A 22,006-nucleotide genomic window follows, 5' to 3' on the forward strand; every position below is an offset into this window, starting at 1 on the left:
GGACGGCTGCATTCAGCCGGAGACTTTATTTCAGGTACGAGCTAAGGTTAGGACCCGGAGTCGCCGCAGGCTCCCTGGCTTACTGGTGGCGCAGCAATTCCTGATAAATCCAAAACGACCTCTTCCTGGCGGAACCATCTTTGGTGTAACACGAACGATTTGACTCGTTCAGTTGAAGACGTGTATGCGACAAGCGCAAGACTCTTCTTTGCACGACTTGCAGTGACATAGAACAGGCGCTTGGTGGCTTCGACAGTCTTGTCTCCCGAGGGCTTTCCGCCGAACAAATCATCGTACTTAAACATAAAGCCCCGCGCTTCGGAGTCGTCCATAATAACCATGACGCGCTCGAATTCTAGCCCCTTCACTCCTTGGTGGGTGTCGAAGCGCGCTCGGCCCGACAGATACTCGGTCATTGTCTCGATCTGCGAAAACGGTACCTTCAGAAACTTCTGAATGGCAAGATCTCGTTCCGTTTGGGGATCGGCCCGCTCGTCTTCCTCGGACAGGCGTGCCACCCCGTTCTCCGCCGCCCGGGGCGTGTGTGCCTGCAACGCTTCGGGAATTTCAAGAAGTTTGGTGTTCGCGACATAGAGCAATATGTTGAGCAATGAAGGGGCAATATCACCTTTCCACAGCTCGAGCAGTCCATCTACCGACCTGTTCACGTTGTCCATCAAAGACTTGGCATCGTTCGCTTGACGCAGTGCTGCTGCGTTTAACAACGGGGAGTGTGCTTTGATAATGCGCGCGACCGCGAATCGATCACCTGCCTGCTTTGCCCGAACAAGCGGTAGGATCTGATCCGAAAAAAATCGAGAGATCGGAAGAGTTCCCTCCAGAAAGCTCGTTCGCCAGCTCTCGAAGTCATAGAGCGCCGCAAAAGCGTCGAGAAAGCCGAGCCGCGAAGCTGCCATGCGATGCTCCAGGGTCAACGTCTTCAATTCCTTCGGCTCTATCCATTTCTTGTCGCCTGTAATGTGAGCCATGTGCGCCGCGATAGCGCGCTCAACTGCCGGCTTGCCCTCCAGGTCGCTGTGAAGAATGAAGAGCCTTACAAATCCTTCGTCAGCTGCGGGCTGTGGCTCTTGTTGCTGTTTATCGGTGGTGCTCCGAACTTTATTGAGTAGCTGAACAACGCGCTTCGGGCATCGATAATTCAAGACCTTTCTTGGGGTTGCCCAGTCATCGGGAAGGCCTTCCCCAAGCCGCTCCGTCCCGTCGGAGTAAATACGTTGCATCGTATCTCCAATCAGTCCGAGCAAAAACCTGCCCTTTAAGTTAGATTGGACGACGAAGAGTGCATCAATAAGCCGCTTGTTGGTATCCTGGCTCTCATCGATGAGCATAATTGGATAACGGCCTGCGAGGATGCTTTGCATCGCCGACTTTTGAGTTAGGAAGTGCGCAGTAAGCTTTATCACTTCAGAGTGATTTAAAGCGCCGCGTCCGCTATTGTCGCCGGTGGGGCTATATGTGAACGATTTAATGTTCGGCAAATTATGGAGCCGCCGCGTCTTTGACTCGATCTTGTTCAGACGAGTGGTGGAAGCCTTAGTCCCTTTGCGCCCCTTGGCCTCCTCTGTTCTCAACTGCGCGATGTCATTCGCAAGATCAATTCGCAACCATTCCCGAATGTCGTAATTCAGTCCCTCAATAAGGGACCAGGAAAAGCTGTGAATGGTCCGAACGTCGATCAAAGGATCGAAAAGGATTCGCCTTTTGATCTCGTCACTAGCGGCATTCGTAAAAGTGATGACCGCGACCCGTTGACCTTTGGCCCTCATCCTTTCGGCCACTGTGTGTTGAACATGCCGAAGGGCGGCTACCAGAGAACTGGTCTTGCCCGACCCCGCTCCGGCAAACAGGACGAAACTTTTGGGCGCATCCAGATTGAGGCACTCCGCCAACTCGTCATCCACATGTGCATCGTTCGGCTCCGTCATGCAACCACCGAATTCGCAGCGGTGTCTTCGGTCGCAATCTCCGTTGGGACCGAGGCGGTCGCTGGTCCCTTTCCGAGGACATCATCTTCCCGACGCTTCAATTGCGCAGCAAGCCATAGCAGCCCTTTATTGATGTAGGAAGGAACCGTCATGGTGTCAATAGCGCTGCCATACAGAAGCTCCATAGCAAATTCCGCCTTGCCGCCCTTTGCAAGATCGCCGGCTAGCCTAGTAGCAAGGTCGCTGGCGTCTACCGCTTCTTCGATTGATCTCCTGAATCGTCCCATCAGGCTCGCGCCGTCCAACGTCTTGAATAGCTCCAAATTCTCGTACACGAGCGCATCCTCGAACGTGTTCGCCAGTAGTTCAACAGAAGATGTTTTTTTGAAGTTGGCCTGCATGGGCAGTTGATAAGCCACACGAACCCCGTAGCCGCTGCTATCAAACAAAGATAGGTGCTCTTCCTTGGCGTCCAGCAACGAATCTAGTGCCTCGTCTTTAGGTACCCAGGTTTTCAGCGTTTCGTTACGAGCCTTGAGGCCAAGACCACGCGCTGGCGGAACGGACTTGTTCGCTGAATCCTTGGCATCCAGGTCTGTGATGATTAGCGTATTCAGCCCGAGCTGTTCGATGAGCAACCTTAGCCGGTGGGCGTGACTGCCTCCTATCTCCAGCCACGTCACATAACAGCGTCGTAGGAACTCATACTCATTCCTTGATCTTACGAAATGAGGCACGAGTATGCGTTCGGCTGGACCTTCGACGAGTATGGCCCCGTCTGCGAAAAACAGATCGCAATGCGTAGCCTTTAGGTATCGCTTAACGAAGCGACCTGTATTGTCCTCGTCGCCAAACGTGTCCGACAGGTTCACGACACACGAGACTGGCACCGAGCCATTCTCGATCTTTACTGGGAGTCGCCGAAAATATCTCAAGGATGCAAACTCAGCCTCGTGCGCAAGATGGCTGGAATGAGTGCTGACCACGAGTTGTGTGCACAGATCCTTCGACGCTTTGAGCTTGTCGTGCTTGCGCAGAACGTCATAGGCTTGTCTTATGAAGACTTGCTGGACCTGCGCGTGCAAGTGCGCCTCAGGTTCTTCAATGAGAACAAGATGAAGTGGAGGAATTGCGTGATCTTCCTCTTCTGTCGTTCTGGCAGCCTTTCCGACACGCATCCATTTGTCGCGAAAGCTCATTAGAGCGAAGATGATAGAAACGAGGTTTTGGTATCCCAACCCGTTCGAATCTTCCGGGAGATGATGAACTGAGGCGCTCCCACTAGCCCCATGCGCGGGAACAACGTATTGAACGGCCGACGGGTGATTTAAACCGTCCACTGGAGTAATGTTTGCGCGGATTGTCAGCTTGGGATCTGTTACGCCAGGGTATCCAATGTCCTCCAACTCCTTGAGCGCATCCGCAAAGCAGACCTCAAGGCGCTTGCCAAAGGCTGCTTGCGCTCCATGAAGTGCCTGCAAGGCTTCCAAATCCTTTGGCTCAGGTTGATCGAATGGATCCAAGTGCTGTGTGTAGTAGTGCCTTAGCTGACTGGAAAGTTTCTTCCCGCTACGCGAGCGTCCTCCGTCCTGGTCGGCATCGCTCCGTGGCGAAAATGCTGCAAATCCAAAGCCACGCTGAGCGCTGATCTCATCGATGCGGATAATATTCTTGAGAGGATCGCCCTCGACCGGCTCGCTGTCCGGTGGAAGCATCTGCGGAACGGCCACGCCATCCTTCGGGAAAACGAGCTTGGCAGGGTCAAGAAGATACGCGCGAACTTCAAATGTCGCGCGCAGTCTTATGGACAAAAAGTCCATGAGCGACCGGGGCCAAAGCGCAAAACCCTCCGTCCCTTGTGGGGCTGCTGGAAACGATGTTCCATCTGCCGCCGAGTTCGCGTTCATGACCGCTTCTGCGGCAAGTTTTGCCTTTAGATATTCGGCCTGAAAAGCTTGTATGTCCTTAGGCTCATACCGCAACCGCACGCCAATAGGCGCTCCCGCCCAGTCGAGCGTGGGAAGAATTTTTTGGACGTGATGAAGCTCTTTTGGTGGAACGTTGAGCCACACGTCGAGATGCGGCAGCACTGCGTCCCAGTCAAATGGATGCACGCTTTCCCCGGGCTTGGTTAACTCCCATTGCTGACCAAGCGCGTCCAACGTTGTCCAGTTCGATAGCGTGAAGTCGTTGATAGAAAAATCGGCGCGCCCGACGAGGAATTGTCGAAGTGCAATCATCGCAGAGGTCTTCCCGCTGTTATTGGCTCCTACAAAGACGGTCGTCTTCTCCGCGAGATCTACCCTCACTTTGCGAAGCTTGCGGAAGTTTCCTATTTCGACGAGCTCGATACGCATTTAATCTCCCGGGACGTTTTTCTGCCTATCTACATTTGATCGTCTATCTACAAGGCAGTCTAGCGGAATCCAACTGCTGGCAATGATCGAATGGGCACATGTTCAATCAAGGTGCGCCCCGCACGACGCATGGAATATCACATAGTTTGAAATAGCGCAAACACATCATTATCGTTAATTTGAAAATGTGAAATTTTGAGATTCGACGGCAAGGTGATGTCGTGAGACGTGACGGGGGCACAACTATGCGCTTGCTCACCCACAGCCATCACCAACGGAGCAGGTCGGGTCGCGATTCCAACATCGCGACGCGGGCAGTCAACTGCCTCGCGCCAGCCCATGTCGTCCTGTCCTGAGACTTGCAAAGTGGTGGTGGTGCACTGAAATGTTGAGATGCCTGCTTGAACTCGCCATCCCTTGGGTGACTCAGGCACCAAGCTCGGCGGCATGTACTCGGATGTGCAAGAAAGGGATAGCAGAATCACAACCACATCCGCCCATAACGAGCGGATCTCCTTGGCCACCACCCATCAGACAATCCGGTCCGCCTCGGCCCGTTAAGGGGCCATTCGGTCAAAGTAGCTAACGCCGCTCTATGAACGGGGGGCTATCTGCCTCCCGCCCAATCATTCCCTGTGAGCGACGCAGCGGCGCTGGTTGATCCGCGCCGATCACTTCGTTTGCTCTCATGCATCAACGCTAACCCAACATACGGCTGCCGTAGCAATATGAATTGCCTCGGACAACTGTGCTTGCGATAAGAGTTCTCTGCTCTACCGTCGATCACATCTCGCCAGGAATCTGCGCGGCAACCCTCAGCGCATTGGCGCTCGTGACCGGAGCTCGGTCTTCACTGTATGGCCTAGCTCAAGCACGCCGACCCCACTGCGGCGTTCGTAGTTTCATGCGCTGCTTTATGCCGTCCTTCAGGCCACGTGTAAGGCAGCCGCTCTCTGTCTTGGCCCCTTTCCTCTCATCTCTCGGTGAACCTAAGTTGATAGGTCGGCTAGACAGAGCGCTGGTGTTCAACGGCGGGCCGATGGCGGATGGTCGAAATTTCTAAGTAGTGCTACGTCACTCTCCGGCTTGCGACGTTGAACAAGTCGCAACAGCGCAACAGTTACACATTCCGTATCGTTTATAACGCATTGATACGTAAAATTTCGAAAAACGGAAATAAACCGTAATGTGCTGCGGTAGATTCGCCTCTGATTACGCAAGCATGGGAGGCATGCAAATGGTTGCTATTCAAAAAAAAGTTCTTAGGCAGTGCGGCGTCGTGATGGTGGGCGAGGCGGGAGATATTCAGTCGTGGGACCAGGCCATGGAGCGTTTAACGGGGATCGACGCTAGCTCAGCGATTGGATTGCGTTTCGAAGACTTAAAGTGTTTGAAAATCCTAGAGGAGCCAGCGAAGACGCTAGCTGCCAATGGCCATGACGTCGGGTTTGCGACAGTCGCCGATTTCGTCGTCCCGCCCACCTACAGTGCCTCACGATGCCTAGTATTTGCGTGTCATACCCCAGCACCAAGGGAAAGTGACTCCATCCAATATCCAACCTCGGGGTCACAAAGTGAAGTGACCGCAAAGCAGGTGCGACAACTGAATCCCACGCAGAATCAAGTCATGCAGACGGAAAAGTTGGCGGCAATCGGTCAGCTTGCGGCAGGCGTCGCCCACGAAATAAACAATCCAATCGGGTACGTCTTTTCGAATCTGAAAACTCTTGGAAACTATGTGCGGGATTTACTGAAAATCGTTGATGCCGTTGAAGGAGTTGCGCATCTCGACGACCTGCGCCACCTTAAGCGGAATCTTGAGTACGATTATATTCGTCATGATTTGGAGGCCTTGCTTAGCGAGTCAGCGGACGGCATTGATCGCGTAAAGAAAATAATAACAGCGCTGAAAGATTTTTCGCGACCGGAAGAAGAAGGGTTCCGCGAATTTGACTTGCATCACGGTATAGAAACGACACTAAAGGTCGTAAATAATGAACTCAAATACAAGGCAAACGTAATCTGCGAGTTCGGGGCCTTGCCTCTTGTGGAATGCAATGGCTCACAAATCAATCAGGTCACGTTAAACCTGCTCATCAACGCTGCTCAGGCCATTGAGACGCGAGGCACGATCACCGTTCGTTCGGGAGTGGAGGGCGAGGAGGTCTGGTTCGAGGTGCAGGACACGGGCTGTGGAATTGAAGCAGATGCTCTGCGTCGAATCTTCGAGCCTTTTTATACCACCAAGCAATTAGGGAAAGGCACGGGGTTGGGGTTGGCGCTGTCGTACAACATCGTAGAGCAGCACGCGGGTCGTATTGAAGTATTTAGTGACCTGGGCCGCGGATCCCGTTTCAGGATCTGGCTTCCAATTCACCAAAAGGTGCGCGAGGCGTAAATGTCCGAGATGACAAACATGGAAGTCCCACAAAGCGAGGGGCTGGAAGGCGCCATTCTTTTAGTCGATGACGAACCGCATATCCTGTCAAGCCTGGTGCGAGAGCTCCGAGGTACGCACTCGTCGATACTCACCGCGACAGACGGCGTTGATGCAATCAATAAAATGGTGCGCAACAAGATTGATCTCGTCATCTGTGACGCCAACATGCCGGGGATGTCGGGTGCCGACCTGCTTGCAACAGTACAGCAGCGGTGGCCCGATACTGTTCGTATCCTGCTCACGGGCTATCCGGAACACAACAACACGATTCGTGCCATTAACGAGGGGCGTATTTATCGATACCTGACGAAGCCGTGGGATGCCGATCAATTACGCATCGCAGTGAGTCAAGGCTTGGCGCTTCATCAAGCGCAAGCCGAAAGAAAGCGGTTAGAGCAGATCAATCGTCAGCAGTATCAGGCGTTACAGCATCTAAACAACTCATTAGAAAGGCGCGTGAAGGAGCGCACGGCGCAGCTTGAGCGAGCGAACGCTGAGATCGAGAAGGCGCACCAAAGCCTGCAGCAAAGTTATGTCATGGCCACGCGAGTATTTGCTTCACTGATAAATCTAAGGCTGCCTGCAGAAAAACAATCCAACGCAAAAGTTGCATCACTTGTGAGCGCCTTCTGCGACAAAATGCAGATGAACGAGAAGCAGATGCAGGATCTGGCCATCGCTTCGGCGCTCTATAACATTGGAAAACTGACTTGGGACGATACGCTCATTGCTGGATCTCCGGACCGAATGGAAAGGACTCAGCGCGACCGATACCGGACCTATCCGGTGGTGGGAGAGAGTTTGCTCATGTCGCTTGAGCCGGCCAACGACGCTGCCAACATAATTCGTCATCATCAAGAGCGCTGGGATGGCGCCGGCTTTCCCGATGGCTTGGCAGGCGAGGCCATCCCTTATGGCGCGCGCATTCTGAAGATTGCCACCGATTATGTTGAACTTCGAATGGGAGTCTTGCTATCGAGAAAACTTGGCCATGAAGAAGCCATTGATGCGGTTCGTAGATACTCTGGTCGACTTTATGACCCGAGTTTGTGTGAGCCGTACATCGAGGTCATGGAAAGCATTGAAAATTCCGACGCCGCCGATGAGACTGTTTTGGTGCTCGATACCGCCAGGCTCGAGCCGGGGATGATATTGGTAAAGGACCTTCACGCTTTAAGCGGCATGTTGTTAATAAGCGCAGGTAAGCCCCTGACGGAGCGGCTGATAGATAAGCTGATGGTCTTTGAGCAAAATGAAGATGCCACGTATCAATTGTTCGTTCGTATGCCTGAGACGGAAGATTAATTGACGCATGCACATTGCGGGGTATCTCCATGAAGATGCGACATATCGTTATTTCTGCTTTGCCCATTGTTGTCGGATTCATACTTCTATGGGTCGGGCTTGCATGGCTTATATGGAGACCGTTGCTGGCAGAGCACCTGCCCGAGCTGGCAGGCTCTATCGAGCAAGGGGCATTGCTTTTCGGCGCCGCAGGGGGCACGCTGTTGCTGAGCGCGCTTGGCGTTCGGGGCCTGGCATTGCTGGTAAATGCATTTGCATTTTCCGTAAACGCATGGATCGCCGTTTCTCGAATGCCTCCCATCGGCTGGGATTTGTGGAGTCAGCAGTCGTCGCTCACGCCGCTAATGCAAATCTCCATCGCGTTTGTGTGTTGCGCGCTGGGCTTGATAGAAGTCTTTCCGCGTTTTAAACGACTGAGTTGGACGTTGGGCGGCGTGGCCTGTATTGGGGCGGTGCTTCAAACGGTCGCGAGAGTGCAGGCCTGGCCGGCGGGTAATCCCTTGGCGGTAATATTCCGTATCGAAGGCCTATATACGTTGCTCCTCGTGCTCATGGCACTGAGCGCGATGGCTCTGATTACGCAAAGACGTTCGGAGAAGGTTATAGCCCGACAGACGGCAAGTGTCTGGTTGGCGGCTTTGGGGACGTTCGTCGCGGTCCTGTGTTGGTGCGTCATCGGCACTCACGAACTGAGCATAAAGGTTAATCAGGCAAGGATATTGTTGGATCAGGCTGACAGACAGGTGAACGCAGCGGTGAGGGTTCGCTTTACCGTGCTGAATAGATTGGCTGCCCGATGGGGGATCGAAGGCGGATTGCCCGAACCCACATCATTTAAGTTCGACGCCACCGCATTCCTCCGCGACATACCCGGGTTCAAAGGGATGGCGTTGATCGACATTGACGGAAGCATCCTTCTGTCCAACGCAGAGAACGCCGAAATCGACCAATTGATGAAAGCGTATTTTTCAACCCCGGCCGCGAGAATTTTCTTGCATCACGTTGAAGAAAGCGGCAAGCCACACATTGGCAGACCCATCCCAAGCGCCGGTCTGCCTTCACTTGCTTTGGTGGCGGCGAAATTGCCGATGCAGAGTGGAAAGGCTACGTATTTAGTCGCAGTTCAGCAGCTCGCGGATCTGTTCGTCAGCATTCCGGGACCCGCTGTCGGCCTGGCAGCGGTTTCCGTCGATCTCGCTGGCGCGGAAATATACAGCGTGGGTGCCGCCAGCCGGGGCGATCTACTCGTTCAGGCAGCGATCGAAATCGATCATGAAAACCTGGCTACGATCAAGGGGTGGTACCGGGGAACGGTTACGGAAGGGCCAATTTCATTTCTTTCCACATCCGCACTGCTCGTCGGCATCGTGTCGACCCTATTTCTTATGCTGAACCAGCAGTTGAGTTGGTCATCGCGGCGAAGATCGTACAAGCTTGCAATGGCCCACGGCGCACTTCAGCGAAGCCTGGATGCCCAGCATCGTCTTAATGGGATGAAGGCGAGAATTATGCGGCTGTCCGGGGATATTATATTTTCGCTGAACCGGGACCTTGCTTTTACCGAGGTGAGCGTCTCTGTGGAGAGAATTTTGGGATACTCGCCCCACGAATTAAAAGGCAAGCGAGTCATCGACTTTGTGCAACGAACCGATCGCCGGCGTACCGGATTAGCGCTAGAGTCGGCGATGGAAAATTCTTCGGAAGACTGGAAGTTTCAAAATCAGTTGAATGACAAGTTCGGGGTGCCGCTCGAGATGAAATGGTCCGCCGAATGGGTTGAATCCGAGCAGCTTTTGTATTGCGTAGTCCGCGACGTCGACTGGATCCGACAGCAGGACGTGTTTAACGCTGCATCGCGACGCGTCTATGACCAGATCATTGCCAGGGCATCCTTGGATACCGTCTTACGTTCCATAGCCGGCTTGGCTCGAGCGATTGTTCCAGGCGCTAGTTTCGCTGTACGTCGCCTCGTGGAAGACCAGGGCACGCTCCAACTACTCATGGCGGAAGGGCCGGGGGCTGATTTCGAAAGTAGTCTTGGCGATCAACTCCCGCTGACTGCTGATTCGCCCCAGTGCGACGCGGTTCGCAATGGAGCCCCTGTATTTATTGATCAGGTCGATTGTTCGGACTGTGCATCAATGTGCGGAGCCGCTTCATTCGCTTATTGGGCCTCGCCGATGTCCGTGGGACCGAAACTGCTTGGCGCCGTGGGAGTGTACTCGCCCGACGATCAACGGATGAGCTACGACACACAGGCTCTTGCAGCAATCTGCCAGTTGGCTGCGGTTGCCATTAAAGCGGCGGATGATCGCAAGAGCCTTGAAGCAAGCGAACAGCGATATCGCTCCCTGTATCACTTCAATCCCGATGCGGTTTATTCGTTTGACTTGACGGGGCGCTACACAAGCGTAAACCCGCAGGCTGGCATATTGACCGGTCTCTCGGAGAGAGAGCTATTGCAGCTAACGTATCGTTCGGTTGTCACTGCAGAAGACCTCGAAATGGTCAATAGGCATTTCGACGCGGTCCTGAAGGGAGAAGTGCGCCGATACCTTGCAAGGTGCAAGGTCGCAACCGGAAAAGTTCGAATATTCGATGTCACCAATATGCCTATTCAGGTTGAGGATCAAGTGGTAGGCGTTTTTGGTATCGCGAGAGATGTGACGGAACAGGAGAGAGCGGGTGCCGTAATTAGAGCGAAGGAGAAGCAGCTTCGCCAGTTGCTCATTGATATGCGAGATGCGGTGTTGGTTGTGAATCAAGGTGGCTACGTGCGCTTTGCAAACGAAGCGGCACAGCAAATGTTCGGCAGAAGCCAGGCGGGGTTGCAGAACATGCATGTTCCCCTACCAGAAGTTCCCCCAAAGTTGTTTGAGTGGAAAACGGTAGACCGGGGGGGAGGTACCTTGGACGTGGAAGTCGCCCTCTCGGAGACAGAGTGGGAGAAGCAGCCAATGCGGCTGCTGTCTCTTCGAGATTTGCGACCGCGTAAACACTTTGAACAGCAATTGCACTTGCTCCATCGCAGCCTCGAGGCTTGCTACAACGCAGTAACCATCGCTGATGCCACGGATCCCGAGTTTCCGTTGATTTATGTCAATCCGGCCTTTGAGCGGATGACTGGTTTCAGTCGCACGGAAGCGCTCGGCAGAAACTGCAGGTTCTTGCAAGGGCCGGAAACGGATCAGGTAGCCGTCGAAAAAATTCGTGCAGCCTTGTCAGACAATCGTGAAATTGACATTGTCATCCAAAATACGCGAAAGGACGGCACTGCTTTCTGGAATCATCTATTTATCGCCCCGGTTCCGAATGAACTGGGTAGAGTAGGGAATTTTATTGGAATCTTGAACGACATCACGCAGCAAAAGAAGATCGAGGAGCAACTTGAGTATGGTGCGACGCACGACATATTGACTGAGCTTCCAAATAGGCGGTTGCTTCGAGAATACCTGACTAAAAGCAGCGCCGAGGCTCGGAGACGGGGCGATACGCTCGCCGTGGGATTCTTCGACCTGGACGGCTTCAAGCTGATCAACGATTCGATGGGGCACGATTTCGGCGATCGTGTATTGATACAGGTTGCCCAGCGAATGAGAGCGTGCCTTCAAAAGGGAGAGATGGTTGCCCGTGTTGGCGGAGACGAGTTCGTTATCGTATTGCCATCTACGACGCGTGAGCGTTCGCATAGATTGATAGAGGCTGCTATTAACGCCGTGGGCGCGCCCTATAGGTTCGGCGAGTTGGAAGTGCATATCACGGCAAGCGCGGGACTTACAGTGAGCGACGGGGCAATCAAAGATCCGATGCAGTTGGTTCGCGAGTCAGATCTGGCGATGTTTCGTGCGAAGCGCGAGGGAAGGAATACGTGGCATGAATACACGATCGATCTTGGCAAGGACATTGAAGAGCGTTTAGCTCTGCGTGGAGACCTGAAGCGCGCGCTAGATAATGGAGAGCTAGCTCTTTATTATCAACCAATCATTGATGGCCGTACCCATCGCATAGCCAGTGTTGAGGCGCTCTTGCGTTGGCAACACCCAACTCGTGGATTTGTTTCCCCATCGTTCTTCATACCGTTGGCGGAGGAGACGGGACAGATCATTCCCTTGAGTAGATGGGTGCTGGAAAGGGCATGTCGCGATGCCGCTGCATTGCAGGACCTAGGATGGTCCGATTGCCCTGTGGCATTGAATGTTTCAGCCCTTTACTTCCAGCGGACAGATTTTGTATCTGAGCTCGAGAGTGAACTGCTCCGTTGGAATCTAACGTCGAGAAGCATCGAAATCGAGATAACTGAAAGTGTTCTGCTTGATGATGCTGAGAGAGCAATCGATACGCTTCGGCAGATCAGGGAACTTGGGGTGAAGATTTCGATCGATGATTTCGGTACAGGCTATTCAAGTTTGAACTATCTCAAGAACCTTCCAATTGACAAGGTGAAGATAGATCGGTCGTTCGTTCAGGAAGTTATCAGCGATCGGCATGATGCATCTATCGCCAAGGCGATTATATCGATGGCGCACCATCTTGATCTGAAGGTGGTTGCAGAAGGCGTTGAGATCGAGGCCCAGTACGCGTTCTTGCGCAGAAATCACTGCGATTATTTTCAAGGCTACTTATTCGCGCACCCTATGCCGTATGAAGCGCTGGCGCGGTATCTGAGAGACGGCTCCCAAGGAAGCAAAACTTGGGGCGAAAGCGGAGCTGCTGAGGTGGAGCGGGTGCTCCTGCTATTAGATGACGAAGAAAATATACTGCGGGCTCTTGTGCGTGTCTTGCGGCGGGATGGTTATAAAATTCTAACCGCCCAAAGCCCCCAAGAGGCATTTCGTTTGCTTGCGAGCAATAAAGTGGATGTTATTGTTTCTGATCAACGGATGCCCGAGATGACAGGTACGGAGTTTTTTCATCAAGTCAAGGACATGTACCCGGAAACGGTACGCATTATCTTGTCGGGCTATACGGACTTGGCGTCAGTAACTTCCGCGATAAATAAAGGCGCCATCTATCGATACTTCACGAAACCTTGGGACGATGAGGAGTTGCGGGATTCCATCGCTATTGCATTTCGCAAACGAGAAGGCGAAGGGGCTGCAGCAGAGAACTATTGATATGCGCTATGTTGAAAGGAGCGTTGAATTCTTGGCTGCCGGCATCACTGGATTGGCTGTTGCTCAGGAGTCTAGTGTGTGCCTAAGAACTCGTAGAACCGGGGGAGTAAACTAGGGAGTCTGTTGCCGGACTAGTGCTAAATCCGGTGAAATTTGGCTCGGCGATAGTCCGCAAATGCGATCTCTTACTGCGGGTCTAGAATGCCGAAGGGTATTTCTAGGCGGGTGTCAATGATCAGCTTGAGAGTTGAAAGCACATGGGTCTAGACACTTGAATTAGCTCCCCTGATATACCGATTGAGACTGCTACCAATCCTGTTGTTGGTAAGGGATATATTATTTTTACATAGCGATGGGAGATGCCGCATTGCGGGAAGTGCTCGCCCAATCCGAGACAGCGACCCACCCCGAATTTCAAAAAAAAACCTGTCCAGTTACGGACAGGTCTGAAGCACGCCGATTACTGCTTGCAGTATTCAGCGCCAGCCACCCTCGCCGGCACGAGGATAGACCAGCTATTGTAGCTGCAGCGACATCCCGGCCGAAGGGTTCTCGAACGGTGATGCACATACTGGACAGTGAACTTGGTAAATTTGATTTTCACAGATGTAACTTTGGTGGCCCCATCGCGCTCGCCCAAGCCTATTCGATTAGTTGGAGTCGGGCGCAATCACCAGTTTAGGGCGATCGGGCATAGTAAATGGCAATCTCTATTTAGGTACACGTAATCCCTGGCGTGGAGGGGGCATGTCAATTAGGAAGTCGCCACGACTCTCGCCTCGCGACTCAGCGGCGGTAAGCCAACGGGGCGGCACACCCCGGCCAGTCCATGTTTTGCCGGTTTCAGGGTCGCGGTATTTTGCTGCTACTACAAATCGACCGTCCGTTTGCGGCGCATTGCTTTTAACTGATGTTTGGAAGCTATCTCGGTATGCAGCTAGCACGTCTTCAACGGCTATGCCGTGCGCGCGCATCAGACTGAGAATTTCGCGGACTGATAATGATTTTCGCTTAGCGTGTAGCGCTTTAACTTGACGCTCCAACGCGCTAATTTTCACATCTATGCCTTTCAAGGCGTGTTTTGCCATCACTATGGTCTCCCTTTGGCCGATACTGCACTCTATTGCTGATGAAGCCCGCGGGAAGTTGAGAATAGCGCTAATTATTGAGCTCGTTTTCGGTGTAAGCGATCCTTCCTCCTTCGCCGTATCATCTATACAACGGATGTGCCCTTAAGCCCGATTCCGTACCATCCCTCTCCGGGCGAAACTGGGAGCGTGAACTTTGAGCATCAAGGAGAGAGAGGGTGCCGGCAAACTTCAACGAGACTCTAACAGCAGTAATTGCAACTGCCGACGACGGCTCCTCTTACCTTTTCGAACGACGAAGGCGAACGTTACCCGGAGGAAAAGGCAGAGTGTTCTTTTTCTGCTGTCTGCCCAACGGAGAGGTCGTCGGTTGGTTAGGTTACGGGCAATACGAGATGCCAGACGGCACCATAGTTCGAGTTCGCGGATGCTCACGACGTCGTCTGGACCGCCTGTAATCTATACCGGTATAAGCAGACTCGATCGGGGGGCTCAAGTCCGTTGAGGCTGTCTCCTATATCGTATTGCCGGATTGACGTAATCCCCGATTAGTGCCCCAATGAATCACGCTACGCGCGCGTGCTGTAGGGGAACGCCATGACGGAGTACACCCAGCGGGCTCTTGAAATACTTGCAGTCAGTTGTGACGGCGACATCTACAGAATTGAAAGGCGGTGCCGAACACTTCCAGGGGACGATTCCGGCTCGCATTATTATTGCTGTTTGGCGGATGGCCAGCAGGTGACATGGCTAGGCGAAGGACGATATGAGTTGCCGGACGGAACAGTCGTGAAGGCAGTGGCTTGCCAGCTACGGACGTGACAAGCGATGTTCATTCAATGCAGAAATGCAGGAAGCCGCTGTTGTAGCAGTGAGTTCCAACTGCGGACCGCTGTCAGGAAGGTCGAGCACGCTGGGTTCCCTGGACAGCACTGCGGTTGGGTTTCCAGCGGACGCTGTTAACTCATGAAGCTTCGCGCGGCTAAGCCCATGAAGCGTGCGACGAGCCTTTTTGATCATAACGGAAAACAACCGGCGAAGCGTAGGGGCGCGAAGAATCCCGTTGATCGAGACTTCAAGGGTGGTATTTTTTTGGCCGAGGTTGAAATCAAGAGCTCTACCTTCGCGAGCCGCGCTCCTTGAGTCGTCCGTGGATTGCGGCGGGAGGGGCGCATGCCTTTACTTTCTCGCTGCTGTCTATTTCAGCGGCTAGATAAGGATCCACGCTGCGGCCACGCCGCGCTAGCTATGCGCAGGCATACCGATCGTAGTTCGGTTAAGGGCGCTGTGGGGCACCCAGCACCCCCGCAAAAGAGTGGTTGCTAACAATGGGGGGCACGCTAAGGGCAGATTGACGGCGCTCGGCAGGATATGCCATGGTGTCAGCCACTTCCCTGCAGGGGATATTGCGTAAATTCGCCCAACGGCGCCCTACACGGGCGGCGAATAGCGCTGGCTGCCGTACGCCCATTCGGGAATCGGCACGATGTTCTCTCGAGTAAAAATCTCAGCCGTATTTACCACTGGCAGTGCCTCCGGTCGACGATGCCCCGTTATATCGATTCCCACGCGCTGTTTTAGCTCCTTCGCATGCTGCCACACGGTAGTTCTATTAAAATGCTCATGCAGATTTTCGCCGTTGAGCCAAAGTAGATAAGCACGGCGCACGTTCTTCGGCAATTCTTTTGCCTCGTATTCCGTGAGGACCGGTTGCACAGAATTGGTGATCTTATAGCGGCCCAATAGGTCAAAAAATAGTTTGTCCACGTCTTCGTGCTTCCACCTCGACACGTATTGGAGATTTCGCGTGCGCAGGCCCTGGTGGTGGAGCTTGATCTCGACGCGGATGCTGAGACGTGCCAGGTCAAGTATCGCGGTTTGATATTCACCAGGGTTCTTCCACTGCGATGCCAACAGCTCATGTTTGCTGTAGACAGTTGCGCTGTGATACACGGAACGCCTCTTCGGACCGTGACCCAGTTCGATAGAAGTTTCGCGGTTACGGCGTTTCCCTTCGCGATTATTGGCGTCTATCGCGTCAATGATCTCTCTTTGCACGGGGGGGCACCAGAAGTTCGCCGTCAGGTGGATTTCGGTGATGCCAACTTGTCCGTTGGCCCACTCCGCCCGCTCTTCATCTGTTGGACTAAGCGCCATGGCAGTGGTTTGTTGTTCGAAAATCTGGTGTACATACGATTGCAGATTTGCATGTCCGAAAAAGTTGTGTCGCTGCAGAATCTGAGGCGGGCAGCAATCAAGTTCGATCTGGTGCGCCCGGTCAATACCTCTTATGTCTCGCGACTTCATCCAAACCTGATCTGCAGGCCCGTAAGAGGCGCCTCGTGGCTTTCTAGCGCTGGCTGCTATGGGCACGAGTTCCCCCGTGTCTCCCATTAGCTGGAACCATAGTTTTCCCAAAGGACGATGAGCGAGCGAGCCTTTAACCCTAATGCGATCTATATGCACATGGCCGTTGGTTGTGTTGGTGATATACGGGTTCATTGGTCTACAGTGGGGATTGATGGATAGCTAGGTCGGGGGCGTGGGGGCAGTACAAATTACGAACAAATGTTGGCTTGTATAGTTGCTCGGCCACTTGTCTTTCCCAGGAGACGTTGTGGCTCGTCGTGCAAATTTGAAAAAAATCGGTTTTTTTATGTGCGTCCTACGTCAGGTGCCTCATGCAAAGGAGGCCTTTCTGCAATGTCTCTGGAGAGCGTTGCGACGGATACGCCGAGGCGAACCGCGATTTCGCTTCTACTTATACCTTGCTGCAAAAGCTTCGGAATTTGGAGTCGCCGTTGTCGAATTTCCTGTTGCTTTGGAGAAAGTAGCTGCGTTGAATCTACAGCTGAGAATTCAAAGGAAAGTGGGCCGGCCGACGTGTACGTGAAGTCGAGCGGGCTGGGCGAACTAGGAGGGTAATGGTTGCTCTGGCGGAAAATGCGGATAGCGTTGTGGTCGGCACACGTGGTGTTGCCGCTGGCTAATCGAAGTACGTTAAGGGCAGGGAACGCTTCCATCCATTTTTCGCGTTTCCTGTAATCGTTACGGAACGCAAGGACGGTTATCCCACGTTTGTTTAGCTCAGCGAACTGGTCGGCGATTTGACGTATAGCGTGTGCTGAGGTGGAAATGTCGAACCACGTCGCCAGATCGTAGATAACCCAAAGCTGATGGGTGGGCTTTCCCGCTTGGAGGCGCAGTCCACGCACAACGTCGATCCCCAGGCCATGGTCTTCGCCGGGGTCAATCAAGCTAACCGTAAGGTTGTCGGCAGCAAGAGCGCGTGCCGGTGCCGGTTGTTGCTTCTCCGATAGCCGTTTGAATGCAGCCTGCACGCCTTGGGCCTGGTGAGCTGGCGCAAGGAAAGTCACTCGTCCGGTAGAGCACCGGCCAAACACTTCGAGCGATTTGATAGGCAGAGCGGCAGCCACCGCATATGCCGCGAGAGTCGCGAGAGTTAGTGGGAGGACTCCTGGACTGGAAAACGCGATTGTGGTGGCTGCGGTGGGAATAAGCGGCGGGAAAAAATAGTCCGGCGATGGGATCTTTGCATCCAGCAACTGGGATAAGGAAAGCTCAGGAAAGTGTGGGTTTTTCATGGGTCTGGTAGGGGAGTGGGGTCGAGGAACGGGCACAGAAAACTATGCTGCGTCGATGAACTACTGGGGTTCGGCAGTGCTGGGCGCGTAGCGGCGCGCGGCAGCGAGAGTGAGGACATAGCTCGTGATCTCACTTTCAATCCACTGTAATGACCCAGTGAAAACCTGCTCACGTCATAATCGAGGGAATTGACGATGAGCATGAAGATGGAAGACGACATCAAACGCTGGACGGCCAAGCGCAAGAGCGCGCTAGTGCTGGACATCATTCAAGGCAAGGTCACCGTCGCAGAGGCCAGCCGCCAATACGACCTGTCGCCCTCAGAGGTCGAACAGTGGGTCGACGATGGCAAGCGGGGCATGGAGAATGCCTTGCGGGCCAATCCACAGGACGTGCGCGAGCAGTACGAGCGCCAGCTCAAGGACCTTCAAGAGGCCTACGGCGAGGCGATGCTGGAGCTTCGCGCGAGAAAAAAATTGCAGTCCCTGCTGGGCGAGGACGAGAAGTGATCGAGACGATCCACCAGGGACTGCAAGCCGACGGCATCACCGTCTCGATCGCCAAGCTGTGCCGCTGGTTCAACGTGCCTCGCCGCACCGTCTACTACAAGGCGGTGAAGGCATCGCCAAAGCTCGATCCGCAGTTTGTCGCGCCCATCAAGGCGCTGATCGAAGAATCGCCGTCGTTTGGCTATCGAACGGTGGCGCATCTGTTGGGGTTCAACAAGAACACCGTGCAGCGCGTGTTCCAGTTGATGGGCTGGCAGGTCCGTAAGCGGCCCATCGGCTTCAGGCCCCGGATCCAGGCATTGCCGTCGGTGGCCACGAGGCCTAACGAGCGCTGGTCGACGGATCTGTGCCGCGTCTGGGCGGGTCGGGATGGCTGGGCGACGCTGGCGCTGGTGATTGACTGCCATACCCGGGAGTTGCTGGGCTGGCATCTGTCGCGCAGCGGCAAGGCCTGCACCGCAGGAAGCGCACTGGAACATGCCCTGATCGCCCGCTTCGGAACGCTGGGCCGCGTGCCTGTGCCGTTCCTGCTGCGATCCGACAACGGGTTGGTCTTCACCTCTCGTAGCTATACAGCGTTGGTGCGAGGCTACGGGCTGCGCCAAGAGTTCATCACGCCGCACTGCCCGCAACAGAACGGGATGGTCGAACGCGTGATCCGCACGTTGAAAGAGCAATGCGCGCATCGGCATCGCTTCGAGACCATCCAGCACGCCAGCCGCGTGGTAGGGGACTGGATACGCTTTTATAACCACCGGCGCCCGCACCAGGCGCTCGGCATGAAGACCCCGGCTGAGGCATTTGCATTAGCCGCTTAACCTGAGCAGGTTCTGCTGGGTCATTACACCACCGCGCTGCGGCACGACGGCTATTTCCGAATTTGATGGGCGGCGGAAGTTCGCCAGAAGCGACTTTGGCGTGGATTGCCGAGTTTTTCAGCCCCAAGATGTGGCTTACGCTTTCGATGGGGATAAGGCGGGGAGGGGACGACGATGGCTGTTCGTGCTGCAGCAGAGCGGCTGACGAAGTGTTAGAGGGCGCGGCGCTGAACAGGCTACGCGATGTGTTGAGGTTGGTGGTCACGGCGAATCTCCATCAATGAAGCCGTCTGAAGCGGCGATGTAGAGATTCTGACGATATGGACTTCCATTTAAAACGGCTTAAGTCGGACTAAATCTATCGGTATAAGTCAGACTTGGGGCCGGCGAGCTTCTGATTTAGCTTATTCCAACGGGAACCGGTAGAACGCATAGGCCAGGCAGGAAAGTCTGATTATTTTAGTTAATTAAAGTCAGACAAAAAATTTTTTTATGCCGCTTTGTCTGGGTAGGTCAGCAGATTTAGGCACTTCCATTTGTAGATGTAGTCCCAAGCCTGTTTGGCGTATCTGTAGGCACGGTCCTGACGCCGCTTGAACTCCGCTTCGCGAAGCTTTTCGGACAATAAACGGAATGTCACTGCTTCGAACAGAAGGTGCTCTGCGGCTTGGTCCACGGTGATAAGGTGGGCCGGGCCGTAACCTTTAATGCTCTCGGCCCAGAGGCGTTGCGGATACGTTAAGCAGTCGGCCATTTGTAGGTATGTCCTGAGCGTGCGTTTACTTGGCTTGATGTGCTCTTCTTTGAGCTGTTTCTTAGTCATCCAACTAGCCAGCTCCTCAACCGCGATTTCCAGTTGATGCCTGAGACCTATGCAATCGGGCCCAAATTGTTCTGATAGGTCGATGACCAATGCTGTTTGTGGTCCCTTGACCTCGATGATTGGCTGGTTCGCCGGACCTAATCCAGCCGTTTTCATAATCGCTTCTCGTATCAGTAAGCGACTTTGCTCGATGGGCTCCCAGCGGATGCTGGTGGAATATTTGTTCCTGTAGGGGATCGGACGACAAACGCCGAAGTGTGGCAGGTGACCCGGACTGGGCAAATAGCCCCATAGTTCAATGTGTTGAGGGGCTGTGTTGTCAATCATCCTTTGATAAAACGAGTTTCGGCGTAGGAACTCCCAGGCATACTCAGCATAGGAAGTCGAGTCATCCAGATGCCCGTACCGAGCTTCCTCGGCGAAGAGGTCGCCCGTCTCGATGCTGTATTTCGGTGTGTAGTGGGTCATACCGCGAGGCCGAAACCCCACATCCCGAGCTCGGGACGTCGCCGCCGACCGCGTAAGTGCTTGCTTCGTTGTCATCTGTGGTCTGCGAAGCTATTCGTTAACCAACTGCGCTGGCGAGGCGCTGCGGTAGCAATACTGCTCCCATTCACTCATGAGGGCTGCGCGCTTGTCATACAGATCGGTACGTGCGTACGCGGCCGCCACCTTGTCTCGCATTGTGTGAGCCAGCGCCGCTTCCGCAGTGCTGAAGTCGTGTGTAGTCATTTCTGCGGCGAAGTCCCGAAAAGTGCTTCTAAATCCGTGCACGGTGATAGCGTCGTAGCTCATCCGGCGTAGTAGCATGCTCATCGCCATGTTGGATAATGGTTTGTCCATCCGACCTCCGGGGAAGAGGAAGCCTCCATTTGCAAGCGGCAAACGGGATTCGACAATAGTCAGAGCCCGGGGCGTTAACGGTACTCGGTGTTCTTTGCCTGCCTTCATACGCTCTTTCGGGACGGTCCACATCCCTCTTTCTAGATCGATCTCGCGAACATGTGCCCCAGTCACTTCGGACGTGCGACCGGCCGTGAGGATTAAGAACTCCAAAGCCCAGCGTGCGCTACCGTCTTGGGCCTGAAGGCGGCGTAAGAACTCAGGAATTTCCGAATAGGGCAGTGCGGCATGGTGTTTTTGTGCACGGCTTGATTCCGTGGACTTCGCCAAAAGGTGCTCTAAATGCCCCTTCCATCGCGCTGGATTATCGCCCTGCCGAAGACCATGCGCGGTTGCCCAGTCTAGAACAGCGGCTACTCGTCCCTGTAAGCGCGTCGCTGTCTCGTGCTTTATATTCCATATCGGCGCTAGAACGAGCTTGATATCTACTGTCGTAATCGCCGAGATGGCTTTGGTTCCAATGTGCGGCGAGGCGTACGTCGCAAGGGTGTTTCGCCATTGCTGGGCGTGTTTAGTGCTTTTCCACTCAGCGCGGTGGTCAGCGATGTACTGGGCGGCGCAATCGTCGAAAGTCTTAACGCTAGATGCGGCTGCTTTCTTTTCCGCCGTTTTGGCAAGCTTTTGGTCAGCGGGGTCGAGCCCCTCCGCCCGAAGTTGGCGCTGCTCTGAAGCTCGCTCGCGTGCTAGGCGCAGGCTTACATCGGGATATTTTCCAAGTCCGATCGCTATGGCTTTGCGATTGCGCATGTACCGGTAGAGCCATGACGAGGTGCCGCTGGTTGTGATTTGGAGTGTCAGACCACCTCCATCTCCGAGGAGGATGGGTCTGCCTAGGCCTTGCTCAATGGCCTTCCTCGCTTCCTTGAGCTTTGCTTCTATCTTGGTATCACTGAGTTTATTGATCGCGCCGCGCACTTGTCGCTCCTTGAGAACCCCACGGAAGCATACTCAGTTCGATGGCTAGAATCCGCTTTCAACTATCAAACCAACTATCAAAGATGCCGTCGATGTTGGCGAACCACAACGGATAATGGCGTAGACGCCAGCATCAAGCGGCCGAGCGGTCTACTAGTAGTTTGGTCAATAGTGGCGATTAG

The 22,006-nt window shown here is 54.0% G+C and carries 12 protein-coding genes; 5 read left to right on the forward strand and 7 right to left on the reverse strand.

The window, feature by feature from the left end:
* Window positions 1-47 precede the first annotated feature (47 nt).
* Entirely contained in the window at window positions 48-1,946 is a 1,899-nt protein-coding gene (locus ELS24_RS03640) for a UvrD-helicase domain-containing protein (protein WP_127183419.1), read from the reverse strand.
* A complete protein-coding gene (locus ELS24_RS03645; RefSeq protein ID WP_127183420.1) occupies window positions 1,943-4,303 on the reverse strand; it encodes an AAA family ATPase in 2,361 nt (786 codons plus the stop codon). The genes ELS24_RS03640 and ELS24_RS03645 overlap by 4 nt, the downstream gene beginning before the upstream one ends.
* A 1,231-nt stretch (window positions 4,304-5,534) precedes the next feature.
* Here ELS24_RS03645 and ELS24_RS31035 point away from each other — a divergent pair.
* From ELS24_RS31035 to ELS24_RS03660, 3 genes are read left to right on the forward strand one after another with little or no spacing between them, the layout of a single operon-like run.
* The gene (locus ELS24_RS31035; RefSeq protein WP_240669446.1) at window positions 5,535-6,701 is read left to right on the forward strand and encodes an ATP-binding protein; all 1,167 of its coding nucleotides are present in this window, start codon (window positions 5,535-5,537) and stop codon (window positions 6,699-6,701) included.
* An 18-nt stretch (window positions 6,702-6,719) separates the two neighbouring features.
* Window positions 6,720-8,048: an HD domain-containing phosphohydrolase gene (locus tag ELS24_RS03655; protein WP_127183422.1), complete on the forward strand. Its 1,329-nt coding sequence runs from the start codon at window positions 6,720-6,722 to the stop codon at window positions 8,046-8,048.
* A gap of 29 nt (window positions 8,049-8,077) precedes the next feature.
* Window positions 8,078-13,162 carry an EAL domain-containing protein gene (locus ELS24_RS03660; RefSeq protein ID WP_127183423.1) on the forward strand — a complete coding sequence of 1,695 codons (5,085 nt, stop codon included), beginning with the start codon at window positions 8,078-8,080 and terminating at the stop codon, window positions 13,160-13,162.
* 710 nt (window positions 13,163-13,872) lie between these two features.
* On the opposite strand, the gene ELS24_RS03665 is transcribed toward ELS24_RS03660, so the two are convergent.
* The 3 genes from ELS24_RS03665 to ELS24_RS03675 all read right to left on the reverse strand — a co-directional run bounded on the left by ELS24_RS03665 (window position 13,873) and on the right by ELS24_RS03675 (window position 17,855).
* A complete protein-coding gene (locus ELS24_RS03665; RefSeq protein WP_127183424.1) occupies window positions 13,873-14,250 on the reverse strand; it encodes an H-NS family nucleoid-associated regulatory protein in 378 nt (125 codons plus the stop codon).
* A gap of 1,431 nt (window positions 14,251-15,681) precedes the next feature.
* Complete coding sequence (locus tag ELS24_RS03670) at window positions 15,682-16,557, reverse strand: phage/plasmid replication protein, II/X family (protein ID WP_164741207.1); 876 nt, start codon at window positions 16,555-16,557, stop codon at window positions 15,682-15,684.
* A gap of 347 nt (window positions 16,558-16,904) precedes the next feature.
* Window positions 16,905-17,855 (reverse strand): Trp family transcriptional regulator, encoded by a 951-nt coding sequence (locus ELS24_RS03675; protein WP_127183426.1) that lies wholly within the window; start codon window positions 17,853-17,855, stop codon window positions 16,905-16,907.
* A 195-nt stretch (window positions 17,856-18,050) separates the two neighbouring features.
* Between ELS24_RS03675 and ELS24_RS03680 the strand changes: the two genes are divergently transcribed.
* Both ELS24_RS03680 and ELS24_RS03685 read left to right on the forward strand, forming a co-directional pair.
* Window positions 18,051-18,365, forward strand: a complete 315-nt coding sequence (locus ELS24_RS03680) for a DUF1153 domain-containing protein (RefSeq protein WP_050446432.1) — start codon at window positions 18,051-18,053, stop codon at window positions 18,363-18,365.
* Entirely contained in the window at window positions 18,332-19,183 is an 852-nt protein-coding gene (locus ELS24_RS03685) for an IS3 family transposase (RefSeq protein WP_165720955.1), read from the forward strand. The genes ELS24_RS03680 and ELS24_RS03685 overlap by 34 nt, the downstream gene beginning before the upstream one ends.
* A gap of 490 nt (window positions 19,184-19,673) precedes the next feature.
* Here ELS24_RS03685 and ELS24_RS03690 read toward each other — a convergent pair whose 3' ends face one another.
* Complete coding sequence (locus tag ELS24_RS03690) at window positions 19,674-20,474, reverse strand: transcriptional regulator domain-containing protein (protein WP_127183427.1); 801 nt, start codon at window positions 20,472-20,474, stop codon at window positions 19,674-19,676.
* Window positions 20,475-20,564: 90 nt separating this feature from the next.
* Window positions 20,565-21,824, reverse strand: coding sequence for a tyrosine-type recombinase/integrase (locus ELS24_RS03695; RefSeq protein ID WP_127183428.1), 1,260 nt, complete (start codon window positions 21,822-21,824; stop codon window positions 20,565-20,567).
* Window positions 21,825-22,006 lie beyond the last annotated feature (182 nt).

This window comes from Achromobacter spanius, from assembly GCF_003994415.1.
Classification (GTDB): Bacteria; Pseudomonadota; Gammaproteobacteria; order Burkholderiales; family Burkholderiaceae_B; genus Achromobacter; species Achromobacter spanius_C.

Coding starts and splice junctions, on each gene's coding strand:
- ELS24_RS03645 (WP_127183420.1), bottom strand. CDS start 4,303: ATGCGTATCGAGCTCGTCGAAATAGGAAACTTCCGCAAGCTTCGCAAA.
- ELS24_RS03680 (WP_050446432.1), top strand. CDS start 18,051: ATGAGCATGAAGATGGAAGACGACATCAAACGCTGGACGGCCAAGCGC.
- ELS24_RS03675 (WP_127183426.1), bottom strand. CDS start 17,855: ATGAAAAACCCACACTTTCCTGAGCTTTCCTTATCCCAGTTGCTGGAT.
- ELS24_RS03665 (WP_127183424.1), bottom strand. CDS start 14,250: ATGGCAAAACACGCCTTGAAAGGCATAGATGTGAAAATTAGCGCGTTG.
- ELS24_RS03655 (WP_127183422.1), top strand. CDS start 6,720: ATGGAAGTCCCACAAAGCGAGGGGCTGGAAGGCGCCATTCTTTTAGTC.
- ELS24_RS03660 (WP_127183423.1), top strand. CDS start 8,078: ATGAAGATGCGACATATCGTTATTTCTGCTTTGCCCATTGTTGTCGGA.
- ELS24_RS03670 (WP_164741207.1), bottom strand. CDS start 16,557: ATGAAGTCGCGAGACATAAGAGGTATTGACCGGGCGCACCAGATCGAA.
- ELS24_RS03690 (WP_127183427.1), bottom strand. CDS start 20,474: ATGACCCACTACACACCGAAATACAGCATCGAGACGGGCGACCTCTTC.
- ELS24_RS03640 (WP_127183419.1), bottom strand. CDS start 1,946: ATGACGGAGCCGAACGATGCACATGTGGATGACGAGTTGGCGGAGTGC.
- ELS24_RS31035 (WP_240669446.1), top strand. CDS start 5,535: ATGCAAATGGTTGCTATTCAAAAAAAAGTTCTTAGGCAGTGCGGCGTC.